Origin of the sequence: Rhizobium chutanense, from assembly GCF_002531935.1 — a bacterium.
Classification (GTDB): Bacteria; Pseudomonadota; Alphaproteobacteria; order Rhizobiales; family Rhizobiaceae; genus Rhizobium; species Rhizobium chutanense.
On record NZ_NWSV01000004.1, the window covers coordinates 236,740 to 258,740 of the forward strand.

General features: G+C 61.8%; 16 protein-coding genes and 2 pseudogenes. 7 read left to right on the top strand and 11 right to left on the bottom strand.

Translation table 11 applies throughout. The annotated features are described in order from the left end of the window. Nucleotides 1–139 precede the first annotated feature (139 nt). Nucleotides 140–2,053 (top strand): adenylate/guanylate cyclase domain-containing protein, encoded by a 1,914-nt coding sequence (locus tag CO666_RS08495; protein WP_097611622.1) that lies wholly within the window; start codon nucleotides 140–142, stop codon nucleotides 2,051–2,053. 169 nt (nucleotides 2,054–2,222) lie between these two features. Beyond that, a pseudogene (locus tag CO666_RS33580) lies at nucleotides 2,223–2,318 on the top strand (FkbM family methyltransferase); the annotation flags it as partial. 148 nt (nucleotides 2,319–2,466) lie between these two features. Here CO666_RS33580 and CO666_RS08500 read toward each other — a convergent pair. The 9 genes from CO666_RS08500 to CO666_RS08540 form a co-directional block, all read right to left on the bottom strand. Beyond that, on the bottom strand, nucleotides 2,467–2,793 hold the full coding sequence (locus tag CO666_RS08500) for a hypothetical protein (protein WP_097611623.1): 327 nt from the start codon (nucleotides 2,791–2,793) through the stop codon (nucleotides 2,467–2,469). 215 nt (nucleotides 2,794–3,008) lie between these two features. Then, nucleotides 3,009–3,908: an RDD family protein gene (locus tag CO666_RS08505; protein ID WP_097611624.1), complete on the bottom strand. Its 900-nt coding sequence runs from the start codon at nucleotides 3,906–3,908 to the stop codon at nucleotides 3,009–3,011. Beyond that, on the bottom strand, nucleotides 3,905–4,981 hold the full coding sequence (locus CO666_RS08510; RefSeq protein WP_097611625.1) for a stage II sporulation protein M: 1,077 nt from the start codon (nucleotides 4,979–4,981) through the stop codon (nucleotides 3,905–3,907). The genes CO666_RS08505 and CO666_RS08510 overlap by 4 nt, the downstream gene beginning before the upstream one ends. Beyond that, on the bottom strand, nucleotides 4,981–6,300 hold the full coding sequence (locus tag CO666_RS08515; RefSeq protein ID WP_097611626.1) for a DUF58 domain-containing protein: 1,320 nt from the start codon (nucleotides 6,298–6,300) through the stop codon (nucleotides 4,981–4,983). Before CO666_RS08515 ends, CO666_RS08510 begins: the two co-directional genes overlap by 1 nt. Beyond that, nucleotides 6,301–7,257, bottom strand: a complete 957-nt coding sequence (locus CO666_RS08520; protein ID WP_097611627.1) for an AAA family ATPase — start codon at nucleotides 7,255–7,257, stop codon at nucleotides 6,301–6,303. 53 nt (nucleotides 7,258–7,310) lie between these two features. After that, the gene (locus CO666_RS08525; RefSeq protein WP_097611628.1) at nucleotides 7,311–8,621 is read right to left on the bottom strand and encodes a hypothetical protein; all 1,311 of its coding nucleotides are present in this window, start codon (nucleotides 8,619–8,621) and stop codon (nucleotides 7,311–7,313) included. After that, complete coding sequence (locus CO666_RS08530) at nucleotides 8,614–9,372, bottom strand: hypothetical protein (protein ID WP_097611629.1); 759 nt, start codon at nucleotides 9,370–9,372, stop codon at nucleotides 8,614–8,616. The genes CO666_RS08525 and CO666_RS08530 overlap by 8 nt, the downstream gene beginning before the upstream one ends. 3 nt (nucleotides 9,373–9,375) lie before the next feature. Then, on the bottom strand, nucleotides 9,376–9,819 hold the full coding sequence (locus CO666_RS08535; protein WP_097611630.1) for a DUF805 domain-containing protein: 444 nt from the start codon (nucleotides 9,817–9,819) through the stop codon (nucleotides 9,376–9,378). A gap of 201 nt (nucleotides 9,820–10,020) precedes the next feature. Next, a complete protein-coding gene (locus CO666_RS08540; RefSeq protein WP_097611816.1) occupies nucleotides 10,021–10,452 on the bottom strand; it encodes a DUF805 domain-containing protein in 432 nt (143 codons plus the stop codon). Nucleotides 10,453–10,957: 505 nt separating this feature from the next. Between CO666_RS08540 and CO666_RS08545 the strand changes: the two are divergent. Continuing rightward, a pseudogene (locus tag CO666_RS08545) lies at nucleotides 10,958–12,747 on the top strand (ABC transporter ATP-binding protein). A 132-nt stretch (nucleotides 12,748–12,879) separates the two neighbouring features. Here the strand turns inward: CO666_RS08545 and CO666_RS08550 are convergent. Further along, nucleotides 12,880–13,359, bottom strand: a complete 480-nt coding sequence (locus tag CO666_RS08550; RefSeq protein ID WP_097611631.1) for a class I SAM-dependent methyltransferase — start codon at nucleotides 13,357–13,359, stop codon at nucleotides 12,880–12,882. 123 nt (nucleotides 13,360–13,482) lie between these two features. Here CO666_RS08550 and CO666_RS08555 point away from each other — a divergent pair, with 123 nt between their 5' ends. Next, entirely contained in the window at nucleotides 13,483–14,658 is a 1,176-nt protein-coding gene (locus CO666_RS08555; RefSeq protein ID WP_097611632.1) for a DUF3095 domain-containing protein, read from the top strand. On the opposite strand, the gene CO666_RS08560 is transcribed toward CO666_RS08555, so the two are convergent. Next, complete coding sequence (locus CO666_RS08560; protein WP_097611633.1) at nucleotides 14,648–15,985, bottom strand: nucleotide sugar dehydrogenase; 1,338 nt, start codon at nucleotides 15,983–15,985, stop codon at nucleotides 14,648–14,650. The two genes, CO666_RS08555 and CO666_RS08560, sit on opposite strands and share 11 nt — an antisense overlap. Nucleotides 15,986–16,703: 718 nt before the next feature. Between CO666_RS08560 and CO666_RS08565 the strand changes: the two genes are divergently transcribed. The 3 genes from CO666_RS08565 to CO666_RS08575 all read left to right on the top strand — a co-directional run bounded on the left by CO666_RS08565 (nucleotide 16,704) and on the right by CO666_RS08575 (nucleotide 21,999). After that, nucleotides 16,704–18,047: an adenylate/guanylate cyclase domain-containing protein gene (locus CO666_RS08565; protein WP_097611634.1), complete on the top strand. Its 1,344-nt coding sequence runs from the start codon at nucleotides 16,704–16,706 to the stop codon at nucleotides 18,045–18,047. Nucleotides 18,048–18,202: 155 nt separating this feature from the next. Beyond that, complete coding sequence (locus CO666_RS08570; protein ID WP_097611635.1) at nucleotides 18,203–20,098, top strand: ABC transporter ATP-binding protein; 1,896 nt, start codon at nucleotides 18,203–18,205, stop codon at nucleotides 20,096–20,098. Next, nucleotides 20,092–21,999 carry an ABC transporter substrate-binding protein gene (locus tag CO666_RS08575; protein WP_097611636.1) on the top strand — a complete coding sequence of 636 codons (1,908 nt, stop codon included), beginning with the start codon at nucleotides 20,092–20,094 and terminating at the stop codon, nucleotides 21,997–21,999. Before CO666_RS08570 ends, CO666_RS08575 begins: the two co-directional genes overlap by 7 nt. Nucleotides 22,000–22,001 lie beyond the last annotated feature (2 nt).

Here is a 22,001-nt window from a genome sequence, read left to right on the forward strand (position 1 = left end):
CCGCCGGCGACAGACCAGATCTTGTGCAAGCCCGAAAAAAGCGGTTAGCTGCCGTTGTTGGGGACGCGCTTCATGCACGATTAGACGAGCCTTGGGACGCTAGGTGCGCTGAGGCGGTCCGCATTTCGAGGGAAATCTCGTGCACTGGTCCAAACCGCTCAGAGTGCATCTCGGCGTCCTGGTCGTCGCCTCGCTGCTCTGCACGTCGGCGCCGATCATCTGGATGGCCTTCAGGCAGGGAAGCGATGCTGCGGTGAATGCCGGCGCGCGGCAGATGCGCGAGATGAGCCTGCGGCTGATCGAGGGATACCGCAATACGCTGCAGGGAGGCACCGAGGCGGTTGCGCTGGCATCGAGCGCGCCGCAGTTCGTTTCTGCGCCGCCTCAGGATATCGAGGCAAAACAGGCATTCTTTCTGGAAGTTCTGCGAAGCGTCCCCGAGGCGACAAGTATCTACACCGGATATCCCGACGGTTCGTATCTGCAGGTCATCAACATCGTGAGAGAGGATGTTCGCCGTGCCCTCTCGGCGCCCGGTGGCGCGGCTTTCGCGGTCAGGACCATCACCGCGAGAGAAAGCGCAGACGTCATCTCGACACTTCGTTTTCTCGACAGCCAGGCAAGACCGATCGGCGATCGGGACGTCGAATACGCATCTTTCGATCCGCGGCAACGCCCCTGGTATCAATCCGTCGTTCAGGATGGTGTTCCGGTCTCCGTCGGACCCTATGTGACCGGCACGCTCAATGTTCCCACGCTAACCATTGCAGCGCCGATGAAGGGGCATCGCCAGGTGGTCGTCGGCATCAACATTCATCTGCAGACGATCAGCCGCCTGCTGGATGCGCAGGGGATTTCGCCGCATGCCCGCGCCTACATCATCGATGAAGGCGGCAATCTCGTCGCCCATTCCGACTCTCAGATCATGAGCAGGATCATCGGGTTGTGGGCGAGAACATCAGGCGCATTCGCCGCGACGGCAAACAGTTTCGACGCGAGCCTTGAAACCGTGGCCAGGCTGCGGCGCGATCCCGCCTTCGCAAGCGGTGGCGCTGCACGGTTCGATCTCGATGGCGCAACTTATCTGGTGCAGATGGCCCCCGTCAGCGTGTCCGGCCTGTTTAAGGGAAGCACCGCCGCAATCGTCGTGCCGCTGGAAGACCTCGTGGCCGAGGCCAACCGGCTGCTCGTGCGCAATCTCCTGATTGCCGGCATCCTCCTGATCGCGGGCGTCGGGGCATCGGTGGTGCTTTCCCGCATGGTCAGCCGCTCTCTCTATCGGCTCGCCGATGAGGCGCGCAGGATCGGCGATCTCGATGTCGGCGAGAAAGCCTTGTCGCATTCGTGGATCACCGAGATCAACACGCTGGCGAGCGCGCTCTCGGCCAGCCGTCACGCCATCGGCCAGTTTGCCCTTTATGTTCCGCGTGAAGTCGTTCGGCGGATCGTCAGCCCGGAAGGGCGAGCGGTCGTCAAGGCGAAGCGGCAGGATGTGACCGCGCTGTTCACCGATATCAGGGACTTCACGACCATATCCGAACTCAACTCGCCCGAGGAGGTGGTCGATACGCTGTCGGCCTATTTCGAACTGCTGAACACCATCGCCGAGCGCCATGGCGGGACAGTCGTCCAATATCTCGGCGACTCCATTTTCGTCATGTGGAACGCCCCTGTCCCAGATGCCAGGCATGCCGAACACGGCTGTCGATGCGCATTGGCCATGAAGGCGGCGATCGACGAATTGAACGAAGAAAACAGCAGGAACGGCCGTCCCGCGCTCATCACGCGATTCGGCTTGCACACCGGCCCGGCGGTCGTCGGCAGCTTCGGCGCGATTTCGCGGCAGCAGTACACGGCCATGGGCGATACGATCAATGTCGCTTCACGGCTGGAAGGGCTGAACAAGGAGTTTGAGACGTCGATCCTGGTCAGTGCGACCGTTCACGACGCCGTTGGCGATCGCTTCGCGTTTCGGGCGCTGGGCCTGGTGCATGTGAAGGGACGGGCTGAGAAGGTTGATCTATGGGAGCTTCGTGGGGAGAGCGGCGAATAAAATGTGGCGCAATTTTCGGGGTTGAAGGTGATATCCGCAATTCCGGCCGAGCCATCACCGCCAACGGCCAGTTCGGAGTGCACGTCGTTTGGTCTGAGGATGCCAACCGTGGTGCTCGACCAAGGTGGAAGCGGTCAACTTGCGCTAGGGACAAAAGCGAAGGGCGAAATTCCTCAATCTCAACAATCACGGCAAGAGCAGCGCTATCCGCCAAAGCGCGCCCGAAAGGAAGGTCAGCGTGCCGGTGAAGCCAATGTCCAAAATCCTTGCCGAACTCGATCAATCCGGCGCTTACCGGTCTATGCGGACGCTGCTTTCCGGCCGCGTGTCGCTGGCGCCGGTCGCTTGCTTGGTGACCCGGCATTGGCGAGTTGTCATCTTCTTTGTCATCTCCGCCAAACCTCGCCGCCCCATTATTGCCACCACTTGGCTTTCTCAAGGATGACTTTCCGCATCACCTTGTGGTTGTCGGGAACTTGGATCTCGATGACCTTGCTTTTATTTCCTTTTTTCACCTCAGTACACACTGCTGTCACCGCCGGAAACAATGGGTCGTGAAGATTACTCATTCCAAGAGTGGCTGCAGCTTTTTCTGCCGATTCTGCCGTCATGTTGAAGCCGCATGCCGATTTCGTAAAACTGTGAAAGTAGAATGCCGCTGCGGTTCTGCGATCGTCAGCCTGAACATGACCCGCCGTAGCAAAAACAAGCGCGATAGCGCCTAAAATATGCAGCTTCATTATATTGCCCCTAAATTACAATCTCTGAGCACCACAACTTCGCACATTTCCAAAGTCAATTGGCTGCAACTCGAAACCACAATTCTTTCGGTGCTCGATCGACAGAAGGGCTATGACCGCCGCGGAATACTGGCATTCAATCGGGCGCGGCATGCGCCCTGCCAGTTAAGAGGTGACCATGCTCAATATTCCGGCCTGCCTGCGCATTCATTCCCTTAAACAAGTTTCTTCGCCTCTGCTCGCGCATGCTCATGATACTTATTTTCCCGCAGCGTCCCGAACAGCTTCAAACTCTCCAGATGTTCGCGCTGGGCGCGATAGAACTCGTTGAGGAAAAGCAGTTCCCGGCCGGGCTTTACGGTGTCTTCGTAGCGGATCTTCCGGGTGATGGTGCGCACGATCTGTTCGATCTCTTTGTGGTTTGACGTCTTCGTCGCGTCACGCAGCACGTCTTCCAGCGTCTGCAGCTCATATTTGCCGTAGATGTCGAGATGTTCGGCCAAGAATTCGAATTCCGCTTGCGACGATGCGGCGGCTGGCGCAGACAGCGCGAGGTCGGAGAGCAGCACGGAACGCGGATTGTCGACCACCAGCGTGCCGGCGATGATGTCGCCAAGCCGTTGCCGGCGTCGGTTGGCCAGGGGAACGATGACCACCGCCAGAAGCCAGGCGCACGTCAAACCGTTTTCCCAGGACGACTGAGTGCCGACCGAAGCCAGAAGGCCCATGGGGGCGAAGATCTCCACCTGTTTCATCAGGTTGCGTGCCGTCACCTGGTGCGGCGTCAGCCGCCGTCCGTCCATGTTGATGACGCGGATGCCGGTTATTCTTTTTCCGAGCGTGCGGCCGTTCCAGATGAGTTCGGAGAGGATGTAATAGGGGATCTGCACCAAAAAGCCGAGCAGCACCATGAGCATCGCCTCGGCGGTCATAGGCAGCACGCCTGTGAAGAGGATGGCCATAGCGCAGACGAACATGATGATCGAGGCGAAGAGGATGTCGAGGAACTGCGCGCCGAAACGGGTTCCAAGCGAGGCAATGGCGAAGGTGATCGGGACGCCTTCCGGCGGGATGAACTGCTCGACGCGCTTGCCGTCCGTCACTGACTGGTTCATCGCACAGCCTCGCGCGAAACTTTGCTTTGACGGCCTCCCATCAGCAGCCAGCCCAACCAGAAGACGCCCATCCCCCAGCCGATGACGAGGCGCCAGGTCGGATCCTGGACTAACTGACGCAGGAAGCCTTCGATGAAGGCTGCCGCGACAAGCATCAGCCCCGCGAGGATCGCCAGTTTGACGGCATCATGCGCCTGGTGGCGCAAGGCTTCCTTGCGCGTTCTGACACCGGGAAGGAGAACGGCAAGTCCGAGCCTCGCCCCACCCGCACAGGCAATGGCGATGGCCGCAAGCTCGGTCACACCGTGGATCGAGAGCCATGCCAAGACGTCGTAACCCAGCCCTTTGCGCGCAAACATCGCGAAAAAGGCGCCGAGGATCAGGCCATTGTAAAAGGTCAGAACGAAGCTCGGCACCGACACGAAAACACCGAGCGTGAAGATCAGGATGACGATGGTCGTATTGTGGGAAAAGAGATAGGCGGAAAACGCAGCCAGCCGATCGCTGTCATGGCCTTCATTGCCATAGATCGTGGAGCGGAGGTAATCGGTCGAGGCATCGGGCGTGCGCTGGTCGGCCATTTCAGGCGGCACCAAGGTGTAGAACCAGCCCGGATCGTTCTGGTAGAGCCTGTAACCGGCGACCGCGCCCAGAATGAGCGCCAGGAAACCGATGAAGAGAGGCAGGGCCGACCGGCGCACCGCCTGCGGGATACCCTGCGAAAGCAGCCGGCTGATCAGGCCGCCCAGGCTTTCCTGCGGGGCGTAGACGACGAGATAGGCCCGGGCGCAGAGGCTTTCCAGATAGGCGATCAGGGCGCGATCGAGAGAGATGTCGCGCGCCACGCTCAATGAGTTCATCGCCTGCCTGTAGCCGCTGGCGAGATTGCGAACCTCGTCATAACCGAGCGCGGCGGCACTTCCCTTCTCGGCACGCGTCACCAGTTCGTCCAGTTGACGCCAGTGTGCCTCGCGCTCCAGCCGGAAGCGGGCCGAGCGAAGCGTATCGTTCTGAACGCCGCCGGCATTGACCGTCGCGCCACCATCTATCCTGCCGTCGATACCGATATCCATCATATCATCTCACGGGATTTGATTTCGATGTAGCGCGCAATGAGATCCGAGGTCAGCGCCTCCGGCGTGCTGTCGAGGCAGAGCACGCCGAGACGCGTCAGCTTTTCCATGACGGCGCGCCGCTCCTGAAGAATCTGGCGCGCTGCGACCGAGCGGGCGACGGCGTCCATGCTGATCTCCTCAGGTTCGACAAGCCTCTGCAGCATCGGATCGCGCAAGGCGACATAGACGACGAAGTGATGCCGGGCGAGCACCTGTATGTTCTCGATCATCAGCTCCGCTGTGATCGTGTCGACGAAATCGGAGAATATCACAATCAGCGACCGTCGCTTCAGGCGCCCGGACAGATGCGTCAGCCCCAGCGTGTGGTTGGTCTCCTGAGTTTCGTAGCGCAGCCCGGCGCACACCGTCTGCAGCCGCGCAAAGGCTGCGCGCCCGGGCAGGGCCGGCACGAAGAGACGCGGACGGCTGTCGAAGCTGTAGAAGCCGACGAGATCGCCGGCAAGACCTGCGCCCCAGCACATGGCGAGCGCGGCATTGATGGCGCGATCGAGCTTGGTGAAACCGCCAAGCTGCTCGGCCATCAGCCGCCCGGAATCGACGCAGAGGATGATCTGATGGTTTCGTTCGGCCCGCATCTCGCGCACGACGAGACTGCGCATGCGCGCCGACCGCTTCCAATCGATGCTGCGCGGATCCATGCCGCTGGCAAATTCCCGCAGCTGGTGGAATTCCGATCCCTCGCCGCGCAGCCGCAGATCCTTCTGGCCGGCTTCCAGCGGCAGGATCTGGGTCTTGATCGCCCCGGACAGCACCGGCGATATGTCCGGCTGGACGGCGATCTCCTGTCCGACCGGCATTCGCGCGATCATCTCGAGCAGCTTTAATCGCGATGGCCACTTCAGCCACAGCGCGTTGACCGCATATTGTCCGCGCCGGGTCAGACGAAGGTCGAGAGTGGCCTTGACCTCCCCTTCTCCGGCATCCGATGCAGGGATGATCCATCGGGTTTCGGAGACGACCAGCTCGGGCGCGAGATCGAGCCGGATTTCGATTTTCTGAGGCAGCGCTTTCTGCTGCGGCCGGATGCCGACGGTGAATGCGGCGGTATGGCCGACAAAACCTTGCGACGGCAGATCGACATCGATCGCCATCCTGCCCGACAGGTTGGAGACAACGAGATCGGCGGCCGCAAGGGCTGCGAGTGCCAGCCACATGAGGAGCAGCAGGGAGCTCATGTCGCGCCACCACACGCTGGTGAACACCGTCACCGCGGCTGTTATCAGAACGAGCGCGATCAGAGTGGGGGATGGCCGCATTTAACGGGGCGCGTCCACGCGGTTCTTGATGTTGCGCAGCACCTCGTCCGGTGTGCGCCCATCGATTTCCGCCGAGGGCGAAAGGATGATGCGATGGCGCAATGCCGGAACCAGCAAGGCCTGAACATCGTCCGGCAAGCCATAATCCCGGCCCTCGAAAGCGGCACGCACACGCACGGCCGCGGCAAGCGCGTCGGCCGCGCGCGTCGATGCGCCGTAGAGAATGTCGGGATCGGAGCGCGTGGCGCGCACCAGATCGACGACATAGGTCAGGATCGTGTTGTCGAGATGGATGGCATCGATCAGCGCGCGGCCTTCCGCGAGTGCCGCACGGGTGACAAGCGGACGGATGCCGGCATTGCGCAGGTCTGATTTCAGCGCCTGGGTCGCGTGTTTGGAGAGGATGGCAATTTCCGTATCGCGGTCGGGAAAATCGACGATGAGCTTGAACAGGAAACGATCGAGCTGGGCTTCGGGCAAGGGATAGGTGCCCTGCTGCTCGATCGGGTTCTGCGTGGCAAGCACGAAGAAATCCGGTCCGAGGGAGTAATCGGTTCCGTCAAGCGTGACCATGCGCTCGTTCATCGCTTGCAGCAGGGCCGATTGCGTCTTCGGCGGGGCACGATTGATTTCATCGGCGAGAAGAATGTCGGTAAAGACCGGCCCCTTGGTCAGGTGGAACTGGTTCGTCTGGAAATTGAAGAGATTGACGCCGAGGACATCGCCGGGCATCAGGTCCGGCGTGAACTGGATACGCCGATATTGCAGCGCCATGGCGGCGGAAACCGACCGGGCAAGCAGGGTTTTGGCCGTGCCCGGCGGCCCTTCGACGAGGCAATGCCCGCCGGCAAAGATCGAGATCAGGACGAGATCGATGATCGCATCCTGCCCCTGCACCGCTTTACCAATTTCGCCACGAACCGCAGCGATAAGATTGCGAAATTCACCTAGATCCAAGGTCAAGCTCCCTGAAGATGCCGAAAAGCGTAGGCGCTCTTCGGCATCATGCTCTAATTCTTTGATTTGGAAGAAGATTCGGATTTCAGGCCGACCGGCCTGAAATCATCCTGTTCCAGCGATTTTCTGAAAGTCTCGAGATTGCGGTGCAGGCTCGCCCGCGTCATCAGATGTCCACGATCGATCAGCGCCTGCGCCGACGAATGCAATGTCTTGGCCGCCGCCGGATCGCGGCGCGCCAGGCGCTGAAACAGCCGCGCTATGCCGGCCTCGTTTCCGGCTCCGGGGCCGAAGAGCTGCTGCGCCTTGTCCGAAAGCAGATGCAGCACGAACTGCCCCGTCATCCGCCCATCATTGCCCGACAGGCGCAGCAGACGCGCCATCGCTTCGATCGCGGCGGTCTTCGACAGCTCGGTGTTTGCGGAGACCTCGGGCAAAGCCGGCCCGAAGCGATAGGCGCCGCGCCAGAAACAAACAGCTGCGACGAGGATGAGCGTTCCCCAGATGAGAGACAGCGGATAGGCGAAAAACCGCTTGAAATCGCTGGCGGAGCGCTCATAGGAGCGCCCCTCATCCACCGGTTTCTTCCTATCCAGTGGCAGGCCTGCCGTATCCAGATAGACCGGCCGCGTTTCGCCCGCTCTGCGCAACAGCGTCACCAGCGACACGGCAAAGGAGGCGTTGTCGGCGAGAGCCAGTCCATGATTGTTCATCAGGTCCGGATCCGACAGCAGATAGACGCTGGGATTATCCGTGCAACGCAGGAGCAGCGCCCCCAACGGCGTGCCGGCGAGCTCCCGGCAGCCGCTCGGCAGGCTCGACCGCTCGAAGGTTTGCGCCTGATAGAGGGCGATCTTGATTGGCTCGCCCGATTTCAGCTGCGGCTGCGCCGCTTCAAAACCCGTCTTGCTGCGGGCAAAGCCAAAATCGGAATAGCCGATCTTGTCGAGTTCGCTGCCGATATCGGCGAGATCGACCAGCGCCGATTTGTCGGCGACCCCCTCCGTCGACACGCTGCCGCGCCATTTCGGCAAAATGATCAGCGTCGGCAGCGCATAGCGGTTCGACTCCCGGACCGGGTTTTGCGGGCCTGCGTCATCCGCTTTCTGGTTTGCCTGAGATGCGGCAGCCTCGCCTTGGCCGATCGACAAAGGAATGACGCGCAGCGAGATTTGCGAAGGCGCGCGGGCGATATGAGGGTCGGATCGAACGACAGGGATACCCTTGGCCTGCAGCCACAATTCCAACCCCTTGTTGCCGAGGGGCGAGTGGTCGAAATCGCTGCCGCGCGACAGCGCAAAGATTGCCACCGCCGCCAGCGCAAGCAACAGCCCCAGAAATAGAAGAGGTCCCGAGTTACGCATTGGGGGCCACTCTGCCTGTTGACAGCAAGCCGCGCGCGGTCGTCAGAAGGATGCCGAAATGGCTTTCCGCAAGCGTGCGGCCGCCATAGTGAACGAGCTCCACCGCCGTCAGGAAATTTTCCAGGCGCTCGCGCTCGGGCATATCACGCGGCAGGCGAGCGAAAACCGCCCGTTCCGTATCCGAGCGGAAAAGCCGCGTTCCGGTCATGTCGGCCGCGTGCAGCAGGCAGTGCCTGAGCAGCAGGACAAGCGCCTGCCGGCGATCCGCCATGGCGGCAATGCGCTGCAGGAAATCGCTCGGCTTTTCCTCGGCGTCGACTGCCGACATGCGCCAGCTTTCCGGCGCCTCTCCCCGCCGCTTCACGTCGCGCGGAGCCGATGAGAGAAGCACACCGCCATTGCCCAAGCGGATCCATAGGCCGATGACCACGATAAGACCGACAAGCACGGCGGCAACCGCCAGAGGACCGCTGACGACCGGCTCGCGCGGGATGATCAACGGCTGGCGTTGCGGTGGCGATGTCGTCGTATTCGATACCGGTTCGTCTTTTGCGGAGGCGTCGCCATAGACGAGCGTGCAGCGCAATCCATTCTGCCAGCACTGCGCGGCATATTCGTCTCCGGCGGCGCTCCTTTGATGATCGCCGCTCGCAATCTGTTGACTGGTGCTGTCCTGCGCCTCTGCGGGTGGAAGCTGAGCCAAAGCGGCGAGCAACAGAGCCGCCGGCAGGCCGACTTTGCGGATGGTCATGCGCTAGGCAAAGACCTCTGCTCTTATCTCCGGACGCAGGGGATCCGCCCCGAACTTGTTTGGGCCTTCAGTACCCGGAAGCACATCGATAATGAAAATCGCAAGACCCGTGCCGAAACCGACATAGGGAATAAAGCCCAGGATGACCAGCGCGAGATACCACCAACCGGAAATGTTCCGATCATGGAAGCGGCGAACCTGCAGAGCTGTCAGCGGCAAAAGTATCGCGAGGATGAACAATCCGCAAATGACTACAGCGTAACTAGCCGGAGACGCGGCTCCGCCGCCACTGGTAGCGAAGGCGAGCACACCGCCCAGAAACCCAAGTACGAACATCACCAGAAAATAAAACAGCATGAACCACCAATATTCCGACCGGGAAGCCCTGCCGGAAAAGGTTGCGTATTTCTGCTTCAGCACAGTCCGAACAGCTTCAGTAAACCCCATATGAAATGCCCCATTCTGCTTGCCGCAAGCGCCGTAAGATCTCACGCCGTCTTGCCGCCCCAGTAATTCCGATGGAAACAGCTACAATTCAAACGTAAAAATTGCAAGAAGTTGGCTGCTTCAAAAAGGCGTTCGCTGATACCGAAACTAAGCCGACGCGGCGAGCGACAGAGCCGGCAATGTAGGTGGCAGATAGCCATGTTAGGCAAACACCTCTGCTCTCGTGTCGGGACGCAACGGATCCGGCCCGAACCTGTTAGGGCCATCCGTGCCCCTCAGGACGGAAAGAGCGGTGATCGCGAGACCCGAAACGGAACCGATAGTGGGAACCATGCCCAAGACGATCAGCGCCAGATACCACCAACCGGAAATGTTGCGGTCATGGAAGCGACGAACCTGCAGAGATATCAGCGGCAAGAGAATTGTGAGTATGAACAATCCACCGATAACCGCGAGAGCTTCAACCGGTGTCGCACTTCCGCTCATGATGAGCCCACCGGCCAGAACTCCAAATACGAACAGCACCAGCAAACAAAATAGCATAAACCACCAATATTCCGAGCGGGATGCTCTGCCGGAGAAGGTTGCATATTTCTGCATCAGAACCGTTCGAACAGCCTCAGTAAATCCCACTTTGAATGCCCAATTTTGCTTGTTGCGCGTCTGATGATTTCTCACCAGCATCTTGGAACGAGTAATTCCGGCTGAAAACCAGCTACAATTCAAACGCATAAATTGCAATAAGCCAGGCAGGCCACTGGCGGCGATGCCGTTTGAGCACGCAAGTCCGCCGAACCATTCACTCGCAAGCGCACAAGGTGTGTCGTTTCCGCATCACTTTCCGGCAGGTTGCAAATATCCGCTTGGCAACAGCGAATTGGTTCGGTAGAAAACGCTCACCGCTCAATCGAACAAGGGAGGCGTTGCATGACACCAGCATTCATCGAAACCTTCCCATGTGGCATGTCTCGACGCTAAGTCATTGCCATTCGCGGCCCGCCTCGAGCGCGCCACATGCGGTTTTCTCTTCCTTCATAGCCCGATTGATCTGACGGGATCATTTTGTCTCCCGCATGGGCTGTGCGCCTTTTAACTCTCGATTTGAGGACCGGCGTCGACATGGGCCGGGCTGGTTAAAATGACTCGCAAGAAGCTCGATTTCCGTGCCGATGCCTATCGCAACGTGCTCGGCTTTGTTTTTCAACATTGGCGCCACCGGCTTGGTCTGGTGGGCCTGATCGTCGTGCTGGTGATAGCAAGCACGCTCGCCGAAGTCATGGTGCCGGTATTCTCCGGCCGCATCGTCGATGCCATCGCCGGCGGCAATGCGGCGGATGGGGCGCTCAGGGCCTTCGTGGTCGTTGTGGCTCTGGGCATGACCAGCGTCGCACTGCGCTGGTTCATCTTCAACGGCATCATCCGGCTGACGCTGCGCATCATGGCGGATGTGGTCAATAACGGCTTCCACAAGGTGCAGCGATTCTCGACCGACTGGCATGCCAACAGTTTTGCCGGTTCGACGGTGCGCAAGATCACCCGCGGCATGTGGGCGCTGGACTCGCTCAACGACCTGCTGCTGGTCGCGCTTTTGCCCTCCATCGTCATGCTGATCGGCGCCAGTCTCGTGCTCGGCAGCTACTGGCCGGTCATGGGCCTGATCGTGGCTCTGGGATCGCTGATCTATATCGGCGTAACCGTGGCGCTCTCCATGGGCTTCGTGTCGCCGGCGGCAAGGCTTGCCAATGCCTGGGACACCAAGCTCGGCGGCGCGCTGGCCGATGCGATCAGCTGCAATGCGGTGGTCAAAGCCTTCGGCGCCGAAATGCGCGAAGAGGCACGCTTGCGCCATGTGCTCTCCAAATGGGACAGCCGCACGCGGCGGACATGGAAGCGCGGCACAGCGAGCGGCACGATCCAGGGCTTCATGATGGTATCCATGCAGGCCGGCATTCTGGGCACGGGCCTGGTCATGTGGCGGCAGGGCTGGCAACGCCCGGCGACATCACCTTCGTGCTGGCGATGTTCTTCGTTCTGCAAGGCTATCTGCGGAATGTCGGCCAGGACATCCGCAATCTGCAGCGGGCCGTCAACGACATGGAAGAACTGGTGCTGCTCGACAAGATGCCGCTCGGCATCGAGGACAGGCCGAATGCCACGCCCATTGCGATCGGCGATGGCGAGATCGTCTTCGATCGCGTCACCTTCCAATATGGCGCGCATCCCACCCCGCTCTATGAGGACTTCTCGGTCACCATCAAGCCGGGCGAACGCGTCGGGCTGGTCGGGCATTCCGGCTCGGGCAAGACGACCTTCGTCAAGCTCATCCAGCGCCTCCACGACGTGACGTCGGGCGTAATCCGCATCGACGGGCAGGATATTGCGGGGGTCAGACAATCGAGCCTGCGCGGCCAGATCGCCATCGTGCAGCAGGAGCCCATCCTGTTTCATCGCACGCTGGCGGAGAATATCGCCTATGGCAGGCCGAACGCCTCGCGCCGCGAGATCGAGCAGGCGGCCAAGCAGGCGAGCGCCCACAACTTCATCATGGACCTTCCCAAGGGCTATGAGACGATGGTGGGAGAGCGCGGCGTCAAACTGTCGGGCGGCGAGCGGCAGCGTGTCGCCATCGCCCGGGCCTTCCTCGCCGACGCGCCGGTGCTGATCCTCGACGAGGCGACGTCGAGCCTCGACAGCGAGAGCGAAGTCCAGATCCAGCAGGCGATGGAACGCCTGATGACCGGCCGCACCACGCTGGTCATCGCCCATCGGCTGTCGACGGTCCGGGCGCTGGACCGGCTGCTGGTCTTCGACAAGGGAAATATTGTCGAGGAAGGCGACCACCAGGCGCTGATCCGGCTGAACAACGGCATCTACCGCCGGCTGTTCGAACGGCAGGCGCTGGAACTGACCAAGGGTCTGGTGGCGTGAACGGGAATGCGCCGGGGCTGATGCTGTGGCGTATTAGAGCAATTCCAGGAAAAGTGCGAAGCGGTTTTCCGCCCGGAATTGCGTCAAAAAAAGTTAGAGCGGTTCAGCGCTTCCGTGAAAACCTGAAACGCTCTACCTCCTGCGATAGAGGAAATACCGGCCTTCCTTGATCCCCTCCGGCAACGGCAGCGCCACCAGTTCGGGATGCTCCAGCGGCAGGCCGCTGACGGCGATGGCGTCCGGGGCGAGCACGCCGGCCATCAGCTGCGGCAGCCAGGTGAGCGTCACCGCGTCGATCTCGTCATGGCCGGTGCCGATATCGGCATGGGCAAGGGCGGCACCAATGCCGAGGAAGGCCTGGCCGGATTCGCGGATATTGCCGGTCACCATGTCCTGCGGCTCCGGTGTCGAAGCCGAATAGGAGCGGACCTCCCAGTCGAAGGCGACGATGCGCCGGCCGGGAAAGCACTCCCGCAAGTGATCATAGGTGCGGCCGTTGCCGAGGCCGAATTCCAGCACCGGGCCCTCGATTTCGCCGACCAGACCGATGATCGCGTTCAGAATATCGCGTTGAGCCGTCAACCGGCGAATGAAGCTGTCGAGGCGGCTCATCTATTCCGTATCCGTCATGAAAATCGTGGTTGCGTGCTAACACATGAAACCTTGCCAAGTCGATTGCCGTAAATGGGAAATGGCGTTGCAGTGGCAACATGGGTCTGTGCTAAGGTCGATGACATGAAAACCGTGACCGACGAAGAATTCTTTGCCGCCGTGCCGCTCTTCAGCGCCTTCGAGGGTGTGACCGATGCCGCCAATTATCGGCCGCTGCCCGAGGGATGGGTGCTGGCGGTCGCAGACATCGTCGGCTCGACGCAGGCGATCGCCGGCGGCCGTTACAAGGACGTCAACATGGCCGGCGCCAGCGTCATATCGGCGGTGCTGAATGCCGTCGGCAAGGGCGATTATCCCTTCGTCTTCGGTGGCGACGGCGCGCTGATTGCGCTTCCTGGCTCGCTGGAGAAGGCGGCGCGCGATGCACTCGCAGCCGTGCAAGTCTGGGTCGAGGAGGATCTCGGCCTGATGCTGCGCATCGCCATCGTTCCGGTCGCCGATACCCGTGCCGAGGGCCTCGACGTCCGGGTCGCGCGCTACTCGGCAAGCCCGCATGTCACCTATGCGATGTTTTGGGGCGGCGGCACCAGCTGGGCCGAAAGACAGATGAAGCTCGGCCGTTACGGCGTCGAGCGCGCCGCCGCCGGAACCCGCCCGGATCTGACCGGCCTCTCCTGCCGCTGGAGCCCGATCGAAGCCGAGAACGGCGAAATCGTCTCGATCATCGCCGTGCCCGGCGAAGGCCGGCCGGGCGAAGAATTCCGCGCCCTGGTCAACGGCATCGTCGCCATCACCGCCGAGCAGAACCGCGGCAGCCATCCAGTGCCGGCCGACGGGCCGAAATTCGCTTTCTCGCTGAAGGGCATCAATCGCGAGGCCAAGGCCACCGCGCCGGCCGGACGGCGGCTGCGGCAGAAGCTCTTCATCTTCCTGCAGCTTGCCATCACCGTGGCGTGCTACAAACTCGGCATCCCGCTCGGCCGCTTCGATGCGCGCCGCTACAAGAGCGACGTCGCCGGCAATTCCGATTTCCGCAAATTCGACGACGGGCTGAAGATGACCGTCGACGTCGATGCCGAGCACCTGAAACGGATCGAGACGCTGCTGGAGGCGGCACAGGCCAAGGGCATTGCCCGCTACGGCCTGCATCGGCAGGGCTCGGCGCTAATGACCTGCTTCGTGCCGACGCCGATTTCGCGCGACCACATGCATTTCATCGATGGTGCATCAGGCGGTTATGCGGTGGCGGCGAGCCGGATGACCGGCAAGTCGCTTTCGGCAGTTCCCGTCACGCCTTGATGACGTGATCGGCCGAAAGGCCGAGCCGGTTGAAGACATTGCGGGTGTCGACGATCAGCGAGGCGCTTTTTGCGAGCGCCGCATAGTCGACCCGGTCGTGATCGGTCGCCACCAGCACGGCATCGTAGCCGGCAACGTCCTCCGGCGTCAGCGCCACCGATTTGCGGCCTTTCAGCGCCTGGTATTCGCGCGTCGGCGGGATCTCGGCAACGAAGGGGTCGTGATAGTCGGCCCGGCCGCCGCGCTCCTCGATAATCTCGATCAGCCGCAGCGACGGGCTCTCTCTGATATCGGCAACGTTCTTCTTGTAGGCAAGCCCGAGCACCAGCACCCGGCTGCGGCTCAGCGCCTTGCCGGCGCGAATGTCGAGCGCTTCGGCAAGCTTGCCGACGACATAACGCGGCATTGCCGAATTGATCTCGCCGGCCAGCTCGATGAAGCGGGTCGGCAACTCGTATTCGCGCGATTTCCAGGTGAGATAGAAGGGGTCGATCGGGATGCAATGGCCGCCGAGCCCCGGGCCGGGATAGAAGGGCATGTAGCCGAAGGGCTTGGTCTTGGCCGCATCGATCACCTCCCAGACGTCGATGCCCATCGCCGCATAGACGGTCTTCAGCTCGTTGACGAGGGCGATATTGACCGAGCGGAAGATGTTTTCGGTAAGCTTCACCGCCTCGGCCGTCGCATTCGAGGAGACCGGAACGACGGTCGAGACCGCAGCGCCATAAAAGGCCTTCATCAGCGCCAGCGCTTCCGCGCCGTCGCCGGCGACGACCTTCGGGATGGTGGCGGTATGATAATGCTGGTTGCCGGGATCCTCGCGCTCGGGCGAGAAACCGACGAAGAAGTCCGCGCCGGATTTCAGCCCGGTGCCTTCGAGGATGACCTTGACGATATCGTCGGTGGTGCCGGGATAGGTGGTCGATTCCAGCACGACGAGCTGACCGGGGCGCAAATGTGCGGCGATCGAGCGCGACGTTGCCTCGACGAAGGAAAGGTCGGGATCGCGGTGCTTGGTCAGCGGCGTCGGCACGCAGATGATGATGACGTCGCAGGCGGCAAGACCGGCGAAATCGGTGGTTGCCTGGAAGCGCCCCGCCTCGATCTCGGCGGCAAGCGCCTCGTTGCTGACGGCGTCGATATAGGAGCGGCGAGCCTCGAGCGCCACCATCTTGCCCGGATCGATGTCGAAGCCGGTCACCGCAAAACCGCTGCGCGCCACCGCGATTGCCAGCGGCAGGCCGACATAGCCGAGCCCGATGACGCCGGCACGCGCCGCGCGGGTTTCGATCTTCTGCAGAAGCGTGTCGAAGGTGGAGATGGCCAAGGCGGGATCTTTCAAACGGAATAGAGGAAGCTGATCTAGTGCATGATCGCGGCAAATTAAACCCGGTGCTTCTTCTCCCCGGCGATGCTACCTCTGTTTAAGCCAATGGCTAAGTCACCTCGACCTGGATCGGTGCCCGGAGGACAAGGAGGCAGGCGAAGGCCATGTCAACATCGCAGCTGCGGCCGTATCCGCGCTATCTTGCTCCAGGATCCAACCCACCCTCCGTCGTCCTCGGGCTTGACCCGAGGACCCATGCCGGCCTCCACACCAGCAGCGGGCGTGGATCCCAGGGTCAAGGCCTGGGATGACGGAAAATGGGGACTGTTTCTGCCAAACTCGACGTCAGCGCAGCGGACGATGCATCCACCTCCTGACCCGGCGTCAAGCCGTATGCCACTCCACCCGGGAGTGTGGCCGAAATGACTCGCCCCACCCTTTCGTTGCAACTGGAGCGCACAAAAAAATGCCGCTCCCATTGTTTCGCATTTGCAGCATCCCTATTTTGACTTTTGATAATGAACCGCCATGAAAGGACTGCCCGTCCGATCCCCAGCAGGGGAGCAGAGGGGTGCCGCTGCCGGGCTCTCGGCAGATCGTTGACAAATAATACCGCTCGTACATCCTGATTTCCTTTTGACCTGCGCATGAACATGTGCCGGCCGGGGGGATTTTTGGCTCTTGGGGATGGGCGTGCCTGATGAGGATCATACCGAGAATGAGCACGATCGAATCCAGCGTGTCCTCCATCCTGTTGGACCGGGTCGCTGAATGGCTGACGAACTCTTCGCTGGCCGGAGACGAGCTTGAAAACATCGTGCGCGGCTTCTGTGAGAGGCTCGCCGCCGCCGGCCTGCCGATCGCGCGTGTGCATCTGACCTTTTCGATGCTGCATCCGCTCTACGACGCGCTGAGCTTCACCTGGCGGCGCGCCAGCGGCGTCACCATCGAGGGCTTCCGCATGCCGGCCGGGCAGAAGCCGGATCGTTTCCTGCAGAGCCCCTATTATTACCTGCTCGACAACAATCTGCAGCACATCCGCCGCCGGCTGATGCAGGAAGGGCCGGCCGAGTTTCCGATCTTCGAGGATCTGCGCAAGGACGCCATCACCGATTACCTCGCCTTCGTGCAGCCCTTCGGCGACGGTTCGGTGCAGGGCATGATGGGCTCCTGGTCGACCGACCACCATAACGGCTTTTCCGACGATATGATCGACGCGCTTCTGAGGATGCAGAATCATCTGGCGGTCGCCGCCAAGATGGCGGTGCTCGGCAAGCTCGCCAACAACATGCTGACCACCTATCTCGGCGGCGATGCCGGCAAACGGGTGCTGAACGGCCAGATCCGCCGCGGCGACGGCGAGACGATCCGCGCCGCCCTCGTCATGGGCGACATGCGCGAATCCACCATGTATGCCGAAAAAGAGGGCCGCCAGGCCTATATCGACACGCTCAACCAGTTCTTCGACGCGATCGCGGCTCCCTTCAACCGCAATGGCGGCGAGATCCTGAGCTTCCTCGGCGACGGCTTCCTCGCCGTCTATCCCTGCGGGCGCCACAAGGATCCGTCGAAAATCGCCTGCGAGGCAGCCCTTTCGGCCGTGCATCAGGCGCAGGCGCGGGTCGCCGAACTCAACAACGACCGCGAACAGAAGGGCCTCAGCAAGGTCGGCTACGGCATCGGCCTGCATGTCGGCAACGTCATGTTCGGCAATGTCGGCCTCAAGGACCGCCTGACCTTCTCCGCCTTCGGCTCGGCGGTCAACGAGGTGCAGCGGCTGCAGATCCTCACCAAGAAATACGGCCGCGAGGTCGTCGCCAGCCAGGCTTTCGCCGGTTATTGCGGCGGCGAATGGACGAGGCTCGGCGAAGAGAAGCTGCGCGGCATCCGCCAGAAGGTCACGGTGCTGCAGCCGCGCGCCCCGGCCCCCGAGATCAATGTCGACGACAGCTTCCGCGAGGCGGTGCAGAACGGGCTGTCGGAAGCCGAGCAGGTCATCCTCCTGCATCGCGACGCCAAGAAACAAGTCAAGCAGACGAGCATGGAGAAATTCATCCAGTAAAACGCCAAGACTCCGTCCTCGATCTGCGTGCTTCGCCTAAGGGAACTTTGGCGGAACGCGACAGTTTTCCCGCAATTGTCATCTGCTAGACACCCCGTTTGCGGTACGATAGTGTGCCTTAACGGGAACACAGAAGACTGGGGAATTTCATTGGTATGGCGTCTGCAGCGGATTTGTTGCGTATTGAAAATCTCGACGTCTCCTTCTCGGTTTTCGGCGACCGGCTGCGTGTCGTAAAAGAAGCCAATCTTCGCATTCTTCCGGGCAAGGTTACCGCGCTCGTCGGCGAGTCCGGTTCCGGCAAATCGGTGATCAGCCAGTCGGTCATGGGCATCCTGCCCAACCCGGCCAAGGCGTCGGGCCGCATCCTCTTTACCGATCCGCTCGACGGCAGCACGACCGATATCCTGTCGCTGCCGCGCGACAGCGAAGAGATGCGCGATCTGCGCGGCAAGCGCATGGCGACGATCTTCCAGGAGCCGATGACCTCGCTCTCGCCGCTGCACACCGTCGGCAACCAGATCAGCGAAGTGCTGCTGATCCATACCGATGTCGACAAGCAGGAAGCACGCGTAAGGACCGAGGAGATGCTCGGCCTCGTCGGCTTCTCCAATCCGCACCGCACCTACGATATGTATCCGTTCGAACTGTCGGGCGGCATGCGCCAGCGCGCCATGATCGCCATGGCGCTGATCTGCAAGCCGGCGCTCCTGATCGCCGACGAGCCGACGACGGCGCTCGACGTGACGATCCAGGCACAGATCCTCGAGCTCCTGCGCGATCTGCAGGCCAAGCTCGGCATGGCGATGCTGCTCATCACCCACGATCTCGGCATCGTCGCCAACATGGCCGACGAGGTGGTCGTCATCTACCACGGCGAGATCATGGAGGCCGGGCCAGTCGAGGCGATCTTCCGCAACCCGCAGCATGCCTATCTCAAGGCGCTGATGGCCGCCGTTCCGCATTTCGACATGAAACCCGGCGAGCGGCTGAAGGCGCTGCGCGACGTGCCGGTCAATCTCGAAACCCTCGTCGGCAAGAAGAAGCCGCTGCAGGCGGAAGCGCCGGGCACATTGCTTTCGGTCGCCAATCTCTCGAAGACCTACAAGACGCGCAAGCGCAGTTTCCTCGGCAAGCAGGAAGCCGCCGTCGTGCACGCCGTCGACGACGTCAGCTTCGACATCCGCCGCGGCGAATGTCTTGGCCTCGTCGGCGAATCCGGTTGCGGCAAGACGACGCTCAGCAAGATCCTGATGCGCGCCGTCACCCCGGACGGCGGCGCCGTCGTGTTCAACGACGGCAAGGAAGTCATCGACGTACTGTCCGTCAAAGGCGCTGAGCTGCAGGAACTGCGTACCAAGATCCAGATGGTGTTCCAGGATCCGGTCTCCTCGCTCTCGCCGCGCATGACGGTGCGCAATATCCTCAGCGAACCGCTGGAGATCCATGACCGCGGCGACAGCGACGAGCGCAAGCGCAAGGTCGAAGGCTTGATGGCGGCGATCGGCCTCGACAAGCGTTACCTCAGCCGCTACCCGCACAGTTTTTCCGGCGGCCAGCGGCAGCGCATCGGCATCGCCCGCGCTCTGGCGCTCGGCCCAAAGCTCGTCATCCTCGACGAGCCGGTCTCGGCCCTTGATGTCTCCGTCCAGGCGCAGATCCTTAACCTGTTGAAGGACCTGCAGAAGGAGCTGGGGCTGACCTATCTGTTCATCTCGCACAATCTCGCCGTCGTCGATTACATGGCCGACCGCATCGCCGTGATGTGCAAGGGCCGCATCGTCGAGATCGCGCCGCGCGAGATCATCCTGCGCGATCCGGTGCATCCCTATACGAAATCGCTGCTTGCCGCCGTCCCCTTCCCCGATCTCGACCGGCCGCTCGATTTCAAGGCGCTCCGGGAAAACGGCGCCGCCGACAAACAGAACTGGGGGGCGACCTTTACCGCCGAGCATGACGACGCTTCCGAGCTTGCCTATGCCGATCTTGGCGACGGCCATCTGGTGCGCGCCCGCAAGGGCGCCGATGCCAAGGAGTTGCGCTCATGGTGACGCGTCGTATTTTTCTGGGCGGCCTCGTCGGTGCGGCGATCGCGCCTTCGGTGCTTCGGGCGCAACAGGCCGGCGAGCCGGAATTCCTGAAGGAGCAACTCGCCTCAGGCAGCCTGCCGCCGATGGCCGAGCGCCTTCCTGCCCACCCGCGCATCGTCAACCTGAAGGAAATGGGGCTCGAACCCGGCAGCTACGGCGGCACGGTGCGCACCATCATCGGCAGCCAGCGCGACATCCGCTTCATGACGATCTACGGCTATGCCCGCCTGGTCGGCTACGACAAGCACCTGCAGTTCCAGCCCGATATTCTCGCCGATTTCCAATCGGAAGACGACACGGTGTTCACCTTCACGCTGCGCGAAGGCCATAAATGGTCCGACGGCCAGCCGTTCACCGCCGACGATTTCCGCTACTGGTGGGAAGACGTCATCCTGAACGACAAGCTGACGCCGGGCGGCGGCGCGCTGGAGCTTCGCCCGCACGGCAGCCTGCCGCGTTTCGAGATGCTCGACGCGCTGACCGTTCGCTACAGCTGGGAAAAACCCAACCCGATGTTCCTGCCGACCCTGGCAGGGCCCATACCGCTCGTCATCGTCGGGCCGGCACACTACCTCAAGCAGTTCCACAAGAAGTATCAGCCCGACCAGGCGAAGATGGAACAGATGATGCAGGCCAACCGCGCCAAGAAATGGCAGGACCTGCACATCAAGATGGCCAGATCCTACCGGCCTGAGAATCCCGACCTGCCGACGCTCGATCCCTGGCACAACAGGACGCCGCTGCCGGCCGAGCAGTTCGTCTTCGAGCGCAACCCGTTCTTCCACCGCGTCGACGAGACCGGCAGGCAGCTTCCCTATCTCGACCGGTTCATCCTCAACGTCTCCTCATCGTCGATCATCGCCGCCAAGGCGGGGGCCGGCGAAGCCGATCTGCAGGCGACCGGTATCGATTTCAACGACTACACCTTCCTGAAGGAGGCCGAGAAGCGCTTCCCCGTGAAGGTCGATCTGTGGAAGGTCGCGCGCGGCTCGCGCATCACGCTCCTGCCGAACCTCAACTGCGCCGACGAGGTGTGGCGCGGCCTGTTCCGCGACGTGCGCCTGCGCCGGGCGCTATCGCTGGCGATCGACCGGCACGAGATCAACATGGTCGCCTTCTACGGCTTGGGCACGCCGAGCGCCGATACCGTTCTGCCCGACAGCCCGCTGTTCAAGCAGGAATATGCCGACGCCTTCGTCAAGTTCGATCCCGACGAGGCCAACCGCCTGCTCGACGAACTCGGCCTGGTGAAACGCGGCGACGACGGCATCCGCCTGCTGCCGGACGGGCGGCGCGCCGAGATCACCGTCGAGACCGCCGGCGAGAGCAATCTCGATACCGACGTGCTGGAACTGGTGCACGACCACTGGGCCAATATCGGCCTGGCGCTCTATACCCGAACCTCGCAGCGCGACGTCTTCCGCAACCGCGCCATGAGCGGCACGATCATGATGTCGATCTGGTACGGCCTCGACAATGGCGTGCCGACCGCCGACATGTCGCCCTCGGGGTTGGCGCCGACCCTCGACGATCAGCTGCAATGGCCGCTCTGGGGCATGCACTATCTCTCGGCCGGCCAGGAGGGCACGGCCCCCGACCTGCCGGAAGCGGCCGAACTGGTCGATCTGCTCGGCCAATGGGGCTCGACGGCGAAATTCGAGGAGCGCCAGGTGATCTGGCACAAAATGCTGTCGCTCTATACGCAGCAGGTGTTCTCGATCGGCCTGATCAACAGCACGCTGCAGCCGATCCTTCGCGCCGCCAAGCTGCAGAACATGCCGGCGAAAGCCCTCTACGGCTTCGATCCCACCTCCTATCTCGGCATCTACATGCCGGATGCATTCTGGTACAAGGAGGCCTAAGG